General features: G+C 30.1%; 20 protein-coding genes. 1 reads left to right on the top strand and 19 read right to left on the bottom strand.

The annotated features are described in order from the left end of the window. Nucleotides 1-42 precede the first annotated feature (42 nt). The 19 genes from DIC82_09440 to DIC82_09350 all read right to left on the bottom strand — a co-directional run bounded on the left by DIC82_09440 (nt 43) and on the right by DIC82_09350 (nt 17,825). Nucleotides 43-786, bottom strand: coding sequence for a capsular biosynthesis protein (locus DIC82_09440; GenBank protein ID AWK51233.1), 744 nt, complete (start codon nt 784-786; stop codon nt 43-45). A gap of 14 nt (nt 787-800) precedes the next feature. Next, nucleotides 801-1,496, bottom strand: a complete 696-nt coding sequence (locus tag DIC82_09435; GenBank protein ID AWK51232.1) for a capsular biosynthesis protein — start codon at nt 1,494-1,496, stop codon at nt 801-803. A 1,063-nt stretch (nt 1,497-2,559) separates the two neighbouring features. Next, the gene (locus DIC82_09430; protein ID AWK51231.1) at nt 2,560-3,354 is read right to left on the bottom strand and encodes an ABC transporter ATP-binding protein; all 795 of its coding nucleotides are present in this window, start codon (nt 3,352-3,354) and stop codon (nt 2,560-2,562) included. Further along, nucleotides 3,320-4,234, bottom strand: coding sequence for an ABC transporter permease (locus DIC82_09425; protein AWK51230.1), 915 nt, complete (start codon nt 4,232-4,234; stop codon nt 3,320-3,322). The genes DIC82_09430 and DIC82_09425 overlap by 35 nt, the downstream gene beginning before the upstream one ends. Then, entirely contained in the window at nt 4,234-5,250 is a 1,017-nt protein-coding gene (locus DIC82_09420; protein ID AWK51229.1) for an ABC transporter substrate-binding protein, read from the bottom strand. Before DIC82_09420 ends, DIC82_09425 begins: the two co-directional genes overlap by 1 nt. A 187-nt stretch (nt 5,251-5,437) precedes the next feature. Continuing rightward, nucleotides 5,438-5,851 carry a hut operon positive regulator HutP gene (locus tag DIC82_09415; protein ID AWK51228.1) on the bottom strand — a complete coding sequence of 138 codons (414 nt, stop codon included), beginning with the start codon at nt 5,849-5,851 and terminating at the stop codon, nt 5,438-5,440. 175 nt (nt 5,852-6,026) lie between these two features. Continuing rightward, a complete protein-coding gene (locus DIC82_09410; GenBank protein AWK51227.1) occupies nt 6,027-7,658 on the bottom strand; it encodes an AAA family ATPase in 1,632 nt (543 codons plus the stop codon). 251 nt (nt 7,659-7,909) lie between these two features. After that, nucleotides 7,910-8,728, bottom strand: coding sequence for an acetyl-CoA carboxylase carboxyl transferase subunit alpha (locus tag DIC82_09405; protein AWK51226.1), 819 nt, complete (start codon nt 8,726-8,728; stop codon nt 7,910-7,912). After that, on the bottom strand, nt 8,721-9,602 hold the full coding sequence (locus DIC82_09400) for an acetyl-CoA carboxylase carboxyl transferase subunit beta (protein AWK51225.1): 882 nt from the start codon (nt 9,600-9,602) through the stop codon (nt 8,721-8,723). The genes DIC82_09405 and DIC82_09400 overlap by 8 nt, the downstream gene beginning before the upstream one ends. Further along, nucleotides 9,595-10,947, bottom strand: coding sequence for an acetyl-CoA carboxylase biotin carboxylase subunit (locus tag DIC82_09395; GenBank protein ID AWK51224.1), 1,353 nt, complete (start codon nt 10,945-10,947; stop codon nt 9,595-9,597). The genes DIC82_09400 and DIC82_09395 overlap by 8 nt, the downstream gene beginning before the upstream one ends. Before the next feature lie 9 nt (nt 10,948-10,956). Next, on the bottom strand, nt 10,957-11,385 hold the full coding sequence (gene fabZ, locus DIC82_09390; GenBank protein AWK51223.1) for a 3-hydroxyacyl-[acyl-carrier-protein] dehydratase FabZ: 429 nt from the start codon (nt 11,383-11,385) through the stop codon (nt 10,957-10,959). 3 nt (nt 11,386-11,388) lie between these two features. Beyond that, nucleotides 11,389-11,907, bottom strand: a complete 519-nt coding sequence (accB, locus tag DIC82_09385) for an acetyl-CoA carboxylase biotin carboxyl carrier protein (protein AWK51222.1) — start codon at nt 11,905-11,907, stop codon at nt 11,389-11,391. A gap of 138 nt (nt 11,908-12,045) precedes the next feature. Further along, nucleotides 12,046-13,281, bottom strand: a complete 1,236-nt coding sequence (gene fabF, locus DIC82_09380) for a beta-ketoacyl-[acyl-carrier-protein] synthase II (protein AWK51221.1) — start codon at nt 13,279-13,281, stop codon at nt 12,046-12,048. A gap of 18 nt (nt 13,282-13,299) precedes the next feature. Further along, the gene (locus DIC82_09375; GenBank protein AWK51220.1) at nt 13,300-14,040 is read right to left on the bottom strand and encodes a beta-ketoacyl-ACP reductase; all 741 of its coding nucleotides are present in this window, start codon (nt 14,038-14,040) and stop codon (nt 13,300-13,302) included. Nucleotides 14,041-14,080: 40 nt separating this feature from the next. Then, nucleotides 14,081-15,010: a [acyl-carrier-protein] S-malonyltransferase gene (gene fabD, locus DIC82_09370; protein AWK51219.1), complete on the bottom strand. Its 930-nt coding sequence runs from the start codon at nt 15,008-15,010 to the stop codon at nt 14,081-14,083. Further along, nucleotides 15,003-15,944 carry an enoyl-[acyl-carrier-protein] reductase FabK gene (gene fabK / locus DIC82_09365; protein ID AWK51218.1) on the bottom strand — a complete coding sequence of 314 codons (942 nt, stop codon included), beginning with the start codon at nt 15,942-15,944 and terminating at the stop codon, nt 15,003-15,005. Before fabK ends, fabD begins: the two co-directional genes overlap by 8 nt. Before the next feature lie 168 nt (nt 15,945-16,112). Further along, on the bottom strand, nt 16,113-16,337 hold the full coding sequence (locus tag DIC82_09360; GenBank protein AWK51217.1) for an acyl carrier protein: 225 nt from the start codon (nt 16,335-16,337) through the stop codon (nt 16,113-16,115). Between the two features lie 30 nt (nt 16,338-16,367). Continuing rightward, nucleotides 16,368-17,339 (bottom strand): 3-oxoacyl-ACP synthase, encoded by a 972-nt coding sequence (locus DIC82_09355; protein AWK51216.1) that lies wholly within the window; start codon nt 17,337-17,339, stop codon nt 16,368-16,370. Nucleotides 17,340-17,375: 36 nt separating this feature from the next. Next, complete coding sequence (locus DIC82_09350; protein ID AWK51215.1) at nt 17,376-17,825, bottom strand: MarR family transcriptional regulator; 450 nt, start codon at nt 17,823-17,825, stop codon at nt 17,376-17,378. A 397-nt stretch (nt 17,826-18,222) separates the two neighbouring features. Here DIC82_09350 and DIC82_09345 point away from each other — a divergent pair, with 397 nt between their 5' ends. Then, the gene (locus DIC82_09345) at nt 18,223-18,813 is read left to right on the top strand and encodes a hypothetical protein (protein AWK51214.1); all 591 of its coding nucleotides are present in this window, start codon (nt 18,223-18,225) and stop codon (nt 18,811-18,813) included. The last annotated feature ends 135 nt before the right edge of the window (nt 18,814-18,948 follow it).

Genomic DNA, 18,948 nt, shown 5'->3' with positions numbered 1-18,948 from the left:
TTATATTTATTAATTTAACTTCTAAGAAATGTGAATGAATATCTATAATTGTTTTTCTTCTTCACTTCCATAATAATAATAATTGTATTTCCCCCTTGTATTTTCTACTGCATGCAATACAGTTCCTATTATGTTTGCTCCTACTTTATTCAAAAGATTTTTTGCTTCTATTACCACATCTTTTTTTGTTCTTGCTGCTCTTACAACTAAAATAGTTCCATCAACTTTTGTTGAAAGTACTTGAGCATCCGTAACTGCTTGGAGTGGTGCAGTATCTAACACTATTATGTCATATTCTTCTCTTAGTCTTTCTATTAACTCTGTCATAGCTAATGATCCTAACATTTCTGATGGATTTGGTGGAATTTTTCCTGAAGTTAAGAAACAAAAATTATCATTACATTTTTGTACTGATTCTTCAAGTGTAGATTTTCCAAGTAAAACTTCAGAAACTCCAACTAAATTTGAAGTTCTAAAATTCTTATGCACTGATGGTTTTCTTAAATCACAATCTATAAGAATAACCTTTTTTTCACTTTGAGCAAATGATAAAGCAATATTTCCTGCAACTGTTGATTTTCCTTCTGCCATTTCTGCACTTGTAACAACTATAGTCTTTATTTCTTTGTCAAAGGAAGAATATTGTATATTAGTTCTCAAAGTTCTATAGGCTTCTGCTTCTATTGATTTTGGTTTATTGTCTACTACAAAACCTATATGAGCTCTATTATCAGATTGTATTTGTTTTTTTATATGCTTATTTTTGCTTATTTTAAACAATGACATATTTGCACCCCGCTCTAATTATTAATAGAATTAGGAATAGCACCTAAAACTGGTAATCCTAATACTTCTTCCATTTGTTCTTTAGTATTAAAAGTATTATCCATAAATTTTAGTAAGAAGCTTAATCCACTACTAAACATTAATCCAAGTAAAAAGGCAATAGCTATATTCATCTTTTTATTTGGGCTTACTGGGATTTGTGGTAATTTCACGCTTTCTATTATTTTTACATTACCATTTGGTATAAGCTCTGTAGATGATTTTATAAATTGAGTTGTAACTGCACTAATCAAATCCCTAGCTAATACATTATCTGTACTTATATATTTTATTTCTAAAATTTGAGTATTTGCGCTGGGTGTAACTGTTAAACTTCTAAGAACTTCCTCTGAATTTATATTCAAATCATCTGCCTCAATAGCTTTTTCAATTAAATTATTAGTTGTTATTACTTCTGCATATGTCTTTAATAGTTGCTGATACATTTGTATATCACCATTATTATAATTTTCATCTTTAGTGTTTTCCTTTCCTATAAAGACTTTTGTACTTGCTTCATACTTAGGTGCAATTACAAAAAAACTAATAATTCCAACTGTTAAAGTTGTCATCAATGTTATTGAAAGTATCATTTTCCATCTCTTTATCAATATATTTTTTATATCTTCAATTCTTATATTTTCTTCATTCCTTATAATTTCTTCGTTCATCTTTAAACTCTCCATACCTAATATTTTTTCTACCTTTAAATTCCACTGAATTTTCTTTTATATTAAAATATTTTCTTTATACATAAGTAATAATTCTCAGCTCTATAATTATCCAAGATCTTAATCTGTTAATCCCCTTCAGTAATCCACCTCCCAAATTATCAAATTATTTCCAATTATTGATAATTAACATTATAGCATAAAATCCTTTTGCATGGTACTTGTAATTTGATAACATTTATAGTGTCAAAAAACACTAATTATCTAACAGATATACACATAAAAAAAAATTAAGCAATAAGATCCATAAATTTCTTACTGCTTAATTTATCTGCTTAATTTATTCTTACGAAGCGTCCCAATGTAATATAGAAATCATAATTATACCCGTTGTGCTAGTTCTTAGGAACGTGAACGAGAAAATAACAAGTCAATGGGATGTGCTGTATATCCCGCGTCAGATATATGCTCAAATACTGCATATTCTAATATGGTTTACCATATGTATGGAGAACCATATTACCATATATATGGTGAAGAATATGCGCCAATAATGCGGTCTCAGATGGTAATGTTTAAAAAAGATTTAATTTAGCTAACACAACCCGTTAATCATAGATACTTATACTGTAAATATGTACTCAAATCATAAATAAGGCCATGCTTTTGTTCAATGTTATTCAGAGAAACAAATGCATGCTCTTATTTAAGTGAGTTACACTTACTTATACTTTCAATATATACCTAAACCAGAAATAAGAGACATGCTTTTATGTAGTGTTGTTTTTGAACAAAATGTATACTCTCATTTAGGTAGTTTACACTTTGAAATATAAACTCAAACCAGAAATAAGGGGCATGCTTTTGTGCAGTGTTGCATCAGAGGATTTTGATGGTTGTACTTCTTAGATTATAAGTTGTTCCAAATGTGCTTGTTCAAAGCTTGCCTTTGAAGCTAGCACTTTGGGTACAACTTGTGATCTTAGAAGCACCCATCAAAATCTTCAGCAACCGTAACAAACGCATGCCCCTTATTTCGGCGGATTATACCCACAAGTACTATTTATCCAAATAAAGTTCTATCACTTAAAGCATCTGCGCCATTAGCTTTTTCAAAAAGTCCAAGAAGTTTATTAGTATCTAATTTTTCTTTTTCTTCACCTTTAATGTCAGCTAAAATTTGACCTCTATGCATCATGAAAAGTCTATTACCATTTTCAAGAGCATGTTTAAGATTATGGGTAACCATAAGTGTTGTTATTCCACTATCTTTAACAATGTTTCTAGTTATATCCATTATAGTTTCTGAAGTCTTAGGATCTAAGGCTGCAGTATGTTCATCTAGTAATAATAACTTTGGTTTTGACATTACAGCCATAAGTAGTGTTAATGCTTGTCTTTGTCCACCTGATAAAAGTAATACTTTATTATAAATTTTATCTTCTAAACCTAAATTAAGTTCACTTACCATTTCTTTATAATAATCTATTCTCTTTTTATTTATTCCAAATCCAAGACCAAAGGTTTTGCCTTTATTATCTGCAAGAGCAATATTTTCTAAAATAGTCATATTAGGAGCAACGCCCATTGACGGATTTTGAAATACTCTTCCAATAGATTTTGACCTAGCAAACTCTGGTTTATTAATTACTTCATTTCCATCTAATAATATAGATCCTGAGTCTGCTTCAATTGTTCCAGATATCATATTTAACAAAGTTGATTTACCTGCTCCATTTGAACCGATAATACTTATAAAATCTCCTTGCTTAACATCTAAAGATAATCTATCAAAAACTCTATTTTCATTTATAGTGTTTGGATTAAATACCTTGGATAGTTGTTTTACGTATAACATCTTCTTGTGCACCACCTTCCACAAGTTTTTTTTTCTTGAATTTAAAAATTCCATTGTTAGAACATAGTGCTATAACTACAATTATTGCTGTCATTAGCTTTAAGTCATTTGCAGTTAATCCTATTACTCCGCCATATTTTAATACAAGAGCAATTGCACCTTTGTAAATAATTGCACCAAATATTGATAATGTAGTTGCTTTTATAAAAGATATTCTTTCAAATAATGAACTTCCAATAATTACTGCAGCAAGACCCATTACTACAGTACCTGTTCCCATTCCAACATCACTAAACCCTTGGTATTGAGCCATTAATGCTCCTGCTGATGCAGCTAGTGCATTACTTATTACAAGTCCTAATATTTTAACCATATCTTTATTAATTCCAATTGAAGATACTACTTGTTCATTATCTCCTACTGCTCTAAGTAAAAATCCTGATTTTGTTTTTAAATATAAATCAAGCAATATTTTTACTATAGCAAGCAATACTATAATAATAGCCATAGTTGGTATTCCCAATTTAAATACATTTGGTGTATTGAATAAAGGAACATTTGCTTTTCCCATTATTCTTAAATTTATTGAATATAATCCTATCATAACAAGTATTCCAGCCATTAAATTATCAATTTTAAATTTAACATGCAAAATTCCTGTTATTGCCCCAGCTATTGCACCTCCAATAGCTGCTACAATAATACTAACCCATGGATTAACACCTTGTACTAGTAGAGCTGCTGAAATAGCAGCTCCCATAGGAAAAGTACCATCAACGGACATGTCTGGAAAATCTAATATCTTGTAAGTTATATATACTGCAATTGCAACAATTGAGAATAGCAGTCCTTGTTCTAAAATGTTAATTAAAACACCCACTACTCAACGCCTCCAGTTACCTTTTTAGCATTTGATTCTATGTCTTGCGCAATTGTTATATTTAACTTCTTTGCAACATCAGTATTTATAGTAAATGCCATTTCACTTAATGTAGTTATTTCAACGTCTGAAGGTTTCTTTCCATCTAATACTTCTGCAGCTTTAAATCCTGCTTCTTTTCCTAATTTATAATAATCTATTCCTATTGATGCAAGACCACCTTTAGTTACAATTGCTTCTTCAGCACCTATAATAGGAATATTTTTTTCTACGCAAAGTTTTCCTACTAATGCATATCCTGAAGCTACTGTATTATCTGTTGGTGTATATAATACATCAATTTCTCCAAGGGCACTTGATAAGTTTTGATTTATTTCATTTACAGTAGTAACTCCAATTTCCTTTACTGCTAGTCCTTGTTTTTCTGCTGCAGCCTTAAGTTCATCAACTTGAACTACTGAATTTGTTTCTGAAGTACTATAAATTACTCCTACAGTTTTAGCATTTGGAATTAATTTTTTTAATAATTCTATTTGCTTGTCCACAGGAACTTTATCTGATGTACCAGTAACATTAGTACCTGAACTCTTCCAATCTTTTGCGATTTCTGCTTTTACTGGATCTGTTACAGCTGTAAATATTATTGGAATTTCCTTAGTAGAATTATATGCTGCTTGAACTGCTGGTGTTGCTATTGCAAAAATCAAATCTTTTTTTGCATCTACAAATTGTTTACTAATAGTTTGTGCATTTGCTTGTTCACCTTGAGCATTTTGTTGTTCAATTTTAATGTTTTTTCCTTCTTCATACCCTTTTTCTTTTAATCCATCAATAAAGCCTTTATTAGATGCATCTAAAGCATCATGTTGTACTAATTGTACAACTCCAATATTTTTCACTTCTGACGAATTAGCTGTTCCGCCTTTAGAATCTGTTGCACTTTGTCCACATCCTGCAAGGATTCCTCCAACTAAAACTGTACATAATAACATAGATAATTTTCTTTTTCCTACCATAATACTATCCTCCTATTTATTCTTATTATTGTCAATTTCCTACTATACTCCTAGATTATACATATAACCCAAATACTACTATTATAAATATATACTTATATTTATAATAAATGCTTAAATAAATTGACAATAATTTATAAATCTTTTAAATTATAATATCATAATTTAAAATAGTTGTAAAGTTCAACTATATCGGTAATGATCTATGTCCTATTCCAATAACCACTTCATCCAAGTGTAATAATCCAATACTTAAAAATATGCAAACTGATATATGTTCTCCACGTCTTGCTATACCTATTTTACCTCCGACACTTAGGCCATTAGCGCGAGTAGAAATCTGAATTATTGCATCTCTAGTCGCACCTATAACAGCCCCTTCATGTAAATGTTCATCTCTTATTAATTCATTTCTTTTTGCTGCAACTAAAGCACTCTCTAATATTTTAGATACAGATGAATTAATGTTTCCTCCTACATTTACCGCTGTAACCTTTATTCCTTGTTCATTATAAAGTCTTTTTAAATCATCTTCTTCATTTCTATTGCATATAGCCATCTTAGTTGCAATTTTTGCAACTATTGTACTATTACTTTCCATTTCTTCACGCTCCCATTAACTTTAGTAACTAAATTATAGCATATAAAAAACTACCAATAAAATTATTTTAATTTATTAGTAGTTTTAAGTAATACAGAATTGTAGTACATTTTCCATTGCAATCGAATGTTTATATATATATAAATACCCTTCATTTCTTCACTTGTTCCAAGTCCTATACATAAACTTCAAAAATATCTTTTGCTTCAACGCTCACTCTTTCTTCTTTAAACTCTTTATTCTTATTAAAATTAAAAATTAGCAAGTATCCTTTATTTAAATCATGTATATCTAAATAATCACAAAGTTGTTTGACTCCATCTTCATGATATTTTAATCCCTTCCAAATTTTCATTTCAATTATATACTTAAAATTGTTATAGGTTATAACTACATCTGATCTTTTTTCTTCTGAAACTTGAACTTCCTTAAAATTAAATCCTGTTCCATTCATTATTTGTTTTATGAACGCTAAAAATAATAGTCGTCCATGATACTCTACAAATTCATTATCTTTAAGCAGAGAACTAAAATCTTTGATTTTGTGTGAATCGCTTACTCTACCGATGTAAAGAAGCGGAGTTTCATCATAATATTGTTCTTTCATAAATTGCTGAAATTTATTTAGGATTTTTTCTATATCTAATTCTCCATTTTCTTTAATGAATGCTCCTTTAAAATTATAAGCATTTATTGAGCTGTAATTGTTTTCAAGTTTAGATATCATATAATTATAAATTCTTTCTCCAAATATTTTATTAGATATTTGAACTTTTCCATTTACATTTTTAAAATATCCATATAATATTCCGAATTCAATAAGAGGATTATCATTATTAAAGCTCTTATCATTTCCTCTTACAATTATATCTTCTATATACTCATAAAGTTCTTTATTATTTTCTAAGTTCTTAATTAAACTATCAAACAAAGTATTTTTTTCTTCTAAGATTATCTTAACTGCATTTTGAATATCTTCAATATTCCAAGGTTTTTTATCTGCTTCGTAAATTTTTTCATCAATAATTTGGCATATCCTACTAACTAAAAAAGGATATCCACCTGTAAAAAAGTATAATTCTTCACTTAGTTTATCTATATTCATTGAAAGGGAATTTTCAATGCAGTATTCATTTAACATTGTACTTATTTCATTTGGTGAAAAACTCATATCCACATTGAAATCTACGGCAATATTCCATGGAGAGTTATATTTTCCTTCTTCTTTATTTACAATCTTTAATTTTAATTTTTTTACATCATATAACCCAACTAAAATAACGCTTTTAAAAGTGAAATCTCGTCCAATCTCTCTAGCTAAATACTTATTTCTAAGCATACCAAGGAAACTTAAAAACAATTGATTATTTGAACTTTTATCTACTTCATCTATAATTAAAATCACTTCTTTTTTAGAATTCTTCACAAATTTTGTTATTGCTTCTGATAATTCTTCAATATCATGAATATCCAAACTTAAATTAGTTAATTTTTCACTTTCTTCTTTATCTACAAAATTTAATTCTTTAATCAGTAATTTCAAAAATTTATTACAAAAACTTTTTTCATTTTCAAATACAATATCTCTAATTCCCTCAAAACTTATATTTATGACTAAATATATATTATTTAATGTGTTATTTATTTCATTTAAAGTCGTTGTTTTTCCATATTGCCTAGGCTTATTTATTGTAAAATAAAATTCATTATCTATAAGTTTTTTTATTTGTTCAAGTTTATTGCTTATATCAACCATATAATGTTTTCTTGAAACACAAACTCCTGTACTATTAAACCTTTTCTGCATAACTATAAAAATACACCACCTTAAACTTTAAATTTGTTCATATGAAAGAAAATAACAAATCACATATGCCTCATAATTTATACGATATTATATGTACATTGTAAATAAAATAGCATACAATATTTAATATTTTAAAAATATTGTACTTTTTCCACCAATTAAAAAAACACCAATAAAATAATTTAATTTATTAGTGTTTTAACTATGTGAACTTATATTTTCAATATATATCTACCCAAGTTAAGTGTCTATTAATAAAAGTTACCCATTTGTCTGAATTTATCGTATCTTTCATTAATTAAAGTATCTAAATCTTTTCCTCTTAATTCTGTTAAAGAATCTAAGATACTTTTCTTTATAACTTCAGCTTCTTTAACTGGATTTTTATGGGCTCCACCTCTAGGTTCCTTTATCACATCATCAATTATTTTAAAATCCTTTAAGTCTTTGGCAGTGATTTTCATAACTGTTGCTGCTTCTTTTGCTCTAGACGCATCTTTCCATAATATCGAAGCAAATCCTTCTGGTGTAAGAATAGAATATACAGAATGTTCTAGCATAAAAATTCTATCAGCTACTGCTAAAGCTAATGCTCCTCCGCTTCCACCTTCACCTGTAATTATAGAAATTATAGGTGTCTTTAATCTGCTTAATTCAAAAAGATTGTTTGCTATAGCTTGCCCTTGACCTCTTTCTTCTGCTCCCATACCTGGGAATGCACCTGGTGTATCCACAAAACAAATTACTGGTCTTTTAAATTTTTCAGCTTGTTTCATAAGCCTTAATGCTTTTCTATATCCTTCTGGATTTGGCATTCCAAAATTTCTTTCAATGTTTTCAGTAGTATTTGAACCTTTTGTTATTGCAATAACTGTAACACTTATATCATTTAATGATGCAATTCCGCCAATTATAGACTTATCATCCCCAAAAGCTCTATCTCCATGAAATTCAATAAAATCTTTAAATATAGTTTCTATATAGTATTTTCCAGTTGGTCTGTCTTTATGCCTTGCAATTTCAACATTTTCCCATGGCGTTGTATTCATTTTTATAAAGTCTTTATCCATTATTTCTCACCCCATGTAAAATAAGAATTTTATATATGCATGCTCTCATGTTCTTTCTTTCAACAATACTGTCAACAAAACCCTTTTTTAATAAAAATTCTGCCTTTTGAAAATCATCTGGAAGACTTTCTTTGATTGTATTTTCAATTACTCTTCTTCCTGCAAATCCAACTAATGCATTGGGTTCACTTAGAATAATATCACCTTCCATTGCAAAGCTGGCTGTTACCCCTCCAGTTGTTGGGTCTGTAAGTACTGAAATATATAATAGACCGGCTTCATCATGTCTTGCAAGTGCTGCACTTACTTTTGCCATTTGCATAAGTGAAAAAATTCCTTCTTGCATTCTAGCACCGCCTGATGCTGTAAAGATTACAATTGGTAATCTATTTTCTGTAGCATATTCTACAAGCCTTGTAATCTTCTCTCCAACTACGGTTCCCATACTTCCCATCATAAAAAAGCTATCCATAATTGCACAGGCTACATCTAATCCATTTAATTGTCCAACACCTGTAACAACTGCTTCTGTACTATCTGTTTTGGATTTTCCACTTTTTAGCTTTTCTTCATAACCTTCAAAATTTAATGGGTTTGTAGTTTTTAATTCTGCCCAAAGTTCTTTAAAAGTATCTTTATCAAAAAATACTTTTACTCTTTTTTTTGCATCTAATCTAAAATGATGACCACAAGTTGTACAAACATACTTAACATTCTCTAAGTCTTCTCCATAAATCATTGCATTACACTTATCACATTTAGTCCACATTCCTGAAGGAATATTAGGCTTTTCTACAGCTTCTTCAACACTTTTTCTTATTACTGAAGGCTTAACAGTCGCATATTGCCTTTTTGTAAATAAATCCTTAAGCATCCTTCTTCACCATCTTTTCTGATAAAAATGAAGTATCATAATCCCCTTCTAAGAATTCCTTGCTTTCAAGTATGGATAATTCAAAATTAATATTAGTTTTTACTCCACCTACTGCAAATTCTGATAATGCTCTGTGCATTTTTACAATAGCTTCATTTCTATTATTTCCAAAAGTAATTACCTTAGCTATCATAGAATCATAGCAATGTGGTATTTTATAGCCACAAAATATTGCAGAATCTATTCTTACGCCTAAGCCACCTGGAACACAAAGCTCTTCTATAGTTCCTGGACATGGTCTAAAATCATGTTCTGGATCTTCTGCATTAATTCTACATTCTATAGCATGCCCTTTTAATTTTATGTCTTCTTGTGTATACTCCAGCTTTTCTCCTGACGCTATCTTTAGTTGTTCTTTTACTAGATCTATGCCAGTAATCATCTCAGTGATTGGATGTTCTACTTGTATTCTTGTATTCATTTCCATGAAATAGTAATTATTGTCTTTATCAAATAAAAATTCTATAGTTCCTGCATTTTTATAATCTACAGCAAGAGCTGCCATCTTTGCAGCTTCACCCATTTTAGCACGTAATTCTTCATTTAATACATTAGATGGAGCTTCTTCTAAAACCTTTTGGTTTTTTCTTTGCATTGAACATTCTCTTTCACCTAAATGTATTACATGACCATACTCATCAGCTAATATTTGAAATTCAATATGTTTTGGTTTTTGAACAAATTTTTCTAAATATAATGTATCATCTCCAAAGCAAGCTTTTGCTTCTGCTTTAGCTGTTTTAAATCCCATTAAGAATTCTTCATCATTATTAGCAATTCTTATTCCTTTTCCACCGCCACCTGCTGCTGCTTTTATCATTACAGGATATCCGATGTTTTTTCCTAGTTCTAAAGCATGTGCTTCATCTCTTATTTGTCCTTCATACCCTGGTACTACCGGAACTCCACAAGATTTCATGATTTCTCTAGCCTTAGCTTTATTTCCTATCCATTCAATTGTTTCATAATCAGGACCTATAAATTTTATATTGCATTGTCTACACATTTTTGCAAACTTTGGATTTTCAGATAGAAAACCAAATCCTGGATGTATAGCATCGGCGCCAGTTAAAACACATGCACTTAAAATATTAGTTATATTTAAATAACTGTCTTTAGGCATTGCAGGTCCAATACATACAGCTTCATCTGCTAACTGCGTATGAAGCGCTTCTTTATCTATTTCTGAATAAACAGCAACTGTACTTATTCCCATTTCCCTACACGCTCTAATTATTCTTACTGCAATTTCTCCTCTATTGGCAATTAGCACTTTTTTGAACATTTTTATCACCTACCCTATAGCAAAAAGTATTTCGGCTTCACAAACTGTCTTTCCATCAACTGTAGCTATTCCTTTTCCAATACCCACAGGTCCTTTTATTTTTATAATTTCACAATATAATTCTAATTTATCTCCAGGAACAACTTTATTTCTAAATCTAACTTTATTTGTACCCGCAAATAATGGTATTTTCCCTTTAAATTCATCCATTGATAGTAGAGCAACTGCTCCTGCTTGAGCTAATGCTTCTATTTGCAATACTCCAGGCATAATTGGCTCTTCTGGAAAATGTCCATTAAAAAATTCTTCATTTGCAGAAACATTTTTATATGCTCTTACAAACTTTTTTTCTCCTAGTTCCATTTCAATAACTCTATCAACTAATAAAAATGGGTATCTATGTGGTAAAATTTCTTTTATTTCTTTTATGTTAAGCAAAGCCTATTCCCCCTTAATTTTAAATAATGGTTGACCATATTCAACCATATCTCCATCATTAACTAAACGTTCAACAATTATTCCATTAAAATCGCTTTCTATTTCATTCATAAGTTTCATAGCTTCTATTATACAAATAACATTCCCTTTAGAAACTGTATTCCCAACTTCTGCAAAAGCTGGACTCTCTGGTGATGCTGAAGAATAAAATGTTCCTACCATTGGAGATGTTATAACTTCTGTATTCTTGTCTTCTATAACTATCTCTTTTTCAGTGCCTTTTAAATCTTCATTTTTTTCTACATGAATTTCTGATTTTTCTACTGATTTTAATGAAGTATTAATATTATCTACATTATTTCCCCCATTAGCATTACTTAAACTACTCGAATTATTATCTGATAATCCTCTGCTCAATGATTTATCCATTTTTATATGGTCATTGCCACTTTCAAGCTCAAAAAAAGCTAAACTTGAAGAATCAACTAAATTAATTAATTCCTTAATATTCTCAAATTCCATAAATATATCCTCCTCTAAATAAATGAATGACTAATGATGAATAATTAATGATTATGTAAGAAATTACTTTGTAATCTCATCATTCATCCTTCATCCTTCATCATTCATCATTCACTATTAATGATTCATTATAAAATACTACTTCCACTTCTTTAGAAGTAAAGTTGCATTATGCCCACCAAATCCTAATGAATTTGTAAGTGCATATTCTAATTCTTTTTTTCTTCCAACATTCGGTACATAATCTAGATCTAAGCCTTCATCCGGAGTAGTATATCCAATTGTTGGTGGAATAAATCCTTCTTGAAGAGCTTTTGCACATATTATTGTTTCAATTGCTCCTGCTGCTCCAAGTAGATGACCTGTCATAGATTTTGTTGAAGATATTGGAACCTTATATGCAGCTTCTCCAAATGCTTTTTTAATAGCTGCTGTTTCAAATTCATCATTCAATGGTGTTGAAGTTCCATGAGCATTAATATAAGAAACATCCTCTGGCTTAATTCCAGCTTCAGCTATGGCATCTGTCATTGCCTTTGCAGCACCACTACCGTCTGGAGCTGGTGATGTAATATGATATGCATCACAAGTTGAACCATAACCCACGATTTCAGCTATAATATTTGCACCTCTAGCTTGTGCATGTTCTAAAGATTCAAGAACTACAAGTCCTGCACCTTCTCCCATTACAAATCCGCTTCTATCCTTATCAAAAGGAATAGATGCTTTAGTTGGATTATTGTCTGAATTTAATGCTTTCATGCTACCAAATCCTAAAACTCCAAGTCTAGTTATAGGCGCTTCTGCACCTCCTGCAAGCATCACATCTGCATAGCCATGCTTTATTGTTCTAAATGCATCTCCAATATTGTTAGTTCCTGTAGCACAAGCAGTTACTGCTGATGTACAAGGTCCTCTTAATCCAAATTTAATAGCTACATTTCCTGCACCTAAGTTTATGATTGTCATAGGAACAAAAAATGGAGATACTCTCTTTGATTTTCCAGTAGCAATTTTAGTACATTCAGTTTCAATAGTTTCAAATCCACCTATTCCTGATCCTAGCATTACTCCAAATCTATCTAAATCCTCTTTTTCTAAATCTATTCCCGAATTTTTTATTGCTTCATCTGATGCAACTAAACCAAATTGAGCAAATCTATCTAGTCTTTTAGACTCTTTTTTACCTATTAAAGTATCTGCATCAAAGTCCTTAACTTCTGCTGCAATTTTTACTTCTATTAAATCATGATCTATTAAAGTAATAAAATCTATTCCTAGTTTTCCGCTCTTTGCATTATTCCAAAATGTATCAACATCATTTCCTATGGGTGTTAAAGCTCCCATTCCTGTAATAACAACTCTTCTTTCCATAAATCCACTCTTCCTCCATTACATTAACATTCCACCATCAACTTGAATAACTTGCCCAGTAACATAGTCTGAACTTTCACTTGCAAGGAAAGCTACAACATTTGCTACATCCTCTGCACTTCCAAGTCTTTTAAGTGGTATGTTTTTCTTTGCTTCTTCTTTAACTTTATCGCTTAAAGCATCTGTCATATCAGTTTCAATAAATCCTGGTGCTACTGCATTTACAGTGATTCCTCTTGAACCAACTTCTTTAGCAAGTGACTTTGTCATTCCAATTATACCTGCTTTTGATGCAGCATAATTAACTTGACCTGCATTTCCTGAAATTCCAACTACTGATGAAATGCTTATTATCTTTCCGTGTTTTTGCTTAACCATGATTGGAGTAATAGATTTTAAACAATTAAATACTCCTTTTAAGTTTACATCAATAACACTATCAAAGTCCTCTTCTTTCATTCTAAGTATTAATGTGTCTTTAGTGATTCCTGCATTATTTACCATAATATCAATATTTCCAAATCTCTCTTTAGCCACTGCTACAAGATTTTCAACTTCTTGTAACTTAGAAATATCTGCTTTTACACTTAGAACTTCAACACCCATTTCTTTTATTTCATTTTCAACATCTATTGCTTCTTTTTCGCTACTTCTATAGTTTAAAACTATATTTACTCCAAGAGATGCAAGTTTTAAAGCAATTGCTTTTCCTAGTCCTCTTGATGCTCCTGTAATTATAGCACACTTTCCTTTTAACATATAAATAATTACCTCCCTTAATTCAATTGACAATGTACAATTAACTGTTAATTGTTAATTGTAATGATTCCATGTCTTCTACATTTAAAAGATTTGCACTTTTATTGATCTTTTTAACAAATCCCCTAAGTGCTTTTCCCGGCCCAACTTCAATAAATGTATCTACACCACTATCTATCATATGATTTATTGTTTTCTCAAAAAGCACAGAAGTTCTTATATGTTTCTTTAATAGCTCTCTAATATCATCTTCTGGCTCATAAGGAAGCCCCTTAACATTTGAATATACTGTTTTATTAATTTCTTTAATATTTACAGTTTTTATAGTATTAAAGAATTCTTCACTTGCAGGTTCAAGTAGTGAACTATGGAATGGTCCACTAACCTTTAGAGGAATTCCAAGACCTCCAAGTTCCTTTGCAATCTTTACAGCTTCGTCTATTGCTTGATTTTCACCTGAAACTACTACTTGACCTGGGCAATTAAAGTTAGCCCCTTCTATTATTCCAAATTCTCCTGCTCTAGTTAATAATTCCTTTAGCTTTTCATCATTTAACTTTAAGACAGCAGCCATTTTGCCTAAACCCTTTGGAAGGGCGCTTCCCATAATTCTTCCTCTTTCTTTTATAAGTAGTAATCCCTCTTCTAAAGAAAGTGCTCCTGCATATATAAGCGCTGGATATTCACCTAAGCTAAGTCCTGCTGCATAATCTGCTTCAATGCCATTTATCTCTAATGCTTTTAATGCAATAAGAGAAGCAACAACAATTAATGGTTGTGCATTTTCTGTTGAAGTAATAAGTTCTTCTGGTCCTTCAAACATCATTTTTTTTATAGGCATATTTAAAATTTCTTCACTACGATCTAAAATTTCTTTACATTCTGGTATATTTTCACAAAGTTCCTTTGCCATTCCAATAGTTTGAACTCCTTGGCCTGGAAAAAGAAATGCAGTTTTATTACTATTCATGTTTTCCTCCAAAACGCTTAAATATTTCATTTGCTTCTTCAAATAATTCTTCAATCATTTCTTTACATGTTTGTTCTTTATTAACAAGTCCTGCTATTTGACCTGACATAAGGGAACCATTTTCTACATCACCATCTTCAACAGCTTTCCTTAAACCACCGGCACCAAGTTTTTCTAATTCTTCGATAGACGCCCCTTCTTTTTCTAACCTCAGGTAAGTTCTTGCAAGTTTGTTTCTAAGAACTCTAACAGGATGACCTGTTGGTCTTCCTGTTACCTCTGTATCTATATCATTAGCTTTTAATATTTTATCTTTGTAATTTTGATGTATTGTACATTCCTTAGCTACTAAGAATCTTGTTCCAACTTGAATTCCTTCAGCTCCTAACATAAATGATGCAGCTACACCTCTACCATCTCCAATACCACCAGCTGCTATAACTGGAATACTTACTGCATCCACTACTTGTGGTACTAATGTCATTGTAGTTAATTGACCTACATGACCACCTGATTCAGTTCCTTCTGCAATAATTGCATCAGCACCTGATTTCTCCATTCTTTTAGCTAGAGCAACTGAAGCTACTACTGGAATAACTTTTATCCCATGAGACTTCCACTTCTCCATATATTTCCCTGGACTTCCTGCACCAGTTGTAACAACAGATACTCCCTCTTCACATACTAAGTCTGCTATTTCACTAGCATTTTCGGCCATCAACATTATATTCACACCGAATGGTTTATTAGTCATTTTCTTAGTTTTTTGTATTTGTTCTCTTACCCATTCTGTTGGTGCTGCACCTGTTATTATTCCAAGTCCTCCAGCTTCACTTACTGCTGAAGCTAATGAAGCATCTGCAATTCTTGCCATAGCCCCTTGAAATATGGGATATTTTATTTCTAATAGTTCACATACTCTATTTTTTTCCACAACAAATTCCTCCTGCCATACTATGTTTAACATAATAATGGAATTTTTTTAAATGTACCTTAAATATATTCTTGGTAAAATAAGCTACATGAAATTAATTTTACTATTATAACTTGTATTTATCAATTGATTACTAAAATGTTAAAAATAAGTTCATATTCTCTAAAATCATTGTTTATTTATTTTTTCTACATAATCTACTGAGTCTTTTATAGTTTTTAATTCTTCAACATCTTCTATTTGTATATCATATTTCTCTTCAAGTTCAATTACTATTTGAAATAAATCCAAAGAATCAGCACCTAACTCTTCAAACGTTGTTTCTAGCTTTACTTCTTCATTTTCAACTCCTAATTGTTCGCATATAACTTCTCTAATTTCTTCAAACAACATAATCTTATACCTCCATAAACTTTGATATTCTTACCATTCAATTAAAGTAGAGGCATAAGTTAATCCACCACCAAATGCTACTAATATAAGTTTATCACCTTTATTTAATAAACCTTTTTCATACATTTCATTTAAAGCTATTGGAACTGTTGCTGATGATGTATTTGCAACTTTATCTAAATTCATATAAAACTTATCTATATTTAAATTTAATTTTCTAGCTGCTAATTCTATAATTCTAGAATTTGCTTGATGAGGAATTATATATTTAACTTCCTCTAATGAAACATTAGTATCTTTAATAACTTCATTTATAGCGTCTTCTATTGCACCTACTGCAAATTTAAATACTTCCCTACCATTCATTCTTATTAATCTATCTTTTAATACCTTTTCTTTAGAAAAAGGAGTATCAAAATCAGCTGCTCCTATAGTTAAAGCATTTCCTTTTTTTCCATCTGATCTTAAATATGATTTAATAATTCCCTTTTTTTCATCTTGCTTAAGCACAGCTGCTCCAGCACCATCACCAAACAGAATGCAAGTTCCTCTATCTGTCCAATCAGTTACCTTTGAAAGAACTTCTGCTCCAATTACTAATGCATTTTTATAGTTCATAGACTGCATCATACTATTTGCTATTTCTAATGCATATACAAATCCTGAACATGCAACATTTATATCAAAGCACGCAGCATTATCTGCATCTAAGTTGCTTTGTACTAAACACGCAACTGATGGTATAAACATATCTGGACTAATAGTTGCAACTATTATTAAATCCAAATCTTTTGCATCAACTCCAGCTCTTTCAAGAGCAATTTTAGCTGCTTTTGTTGCTATATCAGATGTATCTTCGCCTTCTGAAATTCTTCTTTCACTAACTCCTGTTCTTTGAACTATCCATTCATCATTAGTTTCAACAAATTCACTGATTTTGTGGTTTGTAACTACTAATGGTGGTAAATATGCACCAATTCCAGAAATTTTAACATTAATCATAGTATTCTCCTTTATTATTGCAATTTATATTTTTCTTTAATCCAGTTCGTATTTTTCTTTAAAAAAGTCATTTAATTTATTTAAAGAGGAAATTAAAATTGTTTCCTCTTCCATACTTAATCCTTCTATTGCGTTATTTATCATTTCTCCATGAAATTTTTGATGAAGTCTAAGAGCTAATTTACCTCTTTTAGTTAATTTGACTAACACAACTCTTCTATCTTCCTCTATTCTTTTTCTTTCTACATATCCTTTTTTTATTAATTTGTTTATAGCAGTTGTTAAAGTACTTACAGTAATTTTTAATTTCTGAGCTGCTTCTGACATTGTTCTTTCGCTATACATTCCAATAGCCTCTATTGTATGTATTTCTGTTACTGAAAGATCTGAAAGTATACCATTTTTTAAACTCTGTTCTTCAATTTGTAAAACTTCATTAAATAACTGCACCAAAAGTTCATTAATCATCATTGTTGATTTATTCATTCATCTGCACTCTCCAGTTTGGCCTCTAAAAAAAATACCTTTTTAAATATGAAACTTATATTTTGCATTTAGGCATATTCAAAAAAATATCAAGTCAGAATGCTAATGCAACATCATATGAAAATCACTACATAATATAGTTACTTATCCTTTGAATATGATTATTTTATTATTAAACAAAAATATAAGATGATTATTTCATCTTAAAAATACGTATAGCTAAAAAAGTTTTAATATCAAATAGTTTGATAATCAAAATATACTATACTAAAAATCCATTGTCAAATAGTTTTCAATTTCTTCCATATGTAAGCATACTTTTATTTTCAAATGCTATATGATATAATTAATTAAGATTATTTATGGAATATTCCATAATATAGGAGGTGTACATATTATGACTAGAAAATTAATTTTAGCTACAGTTTTAATGTTAAGTATTACAATGGTTTCTTGTACTACAAAGCCTAAGGATACTAATAGTTCCGATAGTTCCAATAGTAATACTACTGTAGAACAAAATAAAGACAGCAATAGCTCTTCTGATACATCTAAAGAAGAGGCAAAGGTAAATAAGATAAAGCTTTCTATCTATACTATAGATGAAAATTCTTTAGAACCTAACGAATCAAGTACCCTTGAAGTAGATGAAAGTTTAAGTTTAGAAGATAAATTGAAAGAATTATCAAAAACAGTTTCTGAAAAGAGATTTGATAAATTAGCTATTGAAGTTAAATCTATAGATACAGTGAATGGGAAGAAAGTCGCTACTATAAATTTAGCTGATTCTGGCACCAATAAATGGGTACCAAAATTCCAAGGTTCAACTGGTGGTGCAGTAACATCAAATACTTTAATTGAAAACTTCCTTCAATCTAATAACAAATCTAGAGGTGAATGGATTGATGGTGTAAAATTCTTATATAATAATGAAGCAATAGAGTATGATCATGTATCAGATTTATCTACTGTTAAATATAGAAATTAGAATAAGGCGTATGGCCTAAAATAAACTCACATACTAACCTGTTATTTTTTGAATATGTTTAATATACAATTATAAGAAAGAAACCAAACTTTAATACAATTAGAGTTTGGTTTCTTTCTTATAATTTAGCACACT

The organism is Clostridium beijerinckii (genome assembly GCA_003129525.1).
Lineage (GTDB): Bacteria > Bacillota > Clostridia > Clostridiales > Clostridiaceae > Clostridium > Clostridium beijerinckii_D.
The sequence above is the reverse complement of the archived record's forward strand: the minus strand, read 5'-3'. Positions and strand labels throughout refer to the sequence as shown.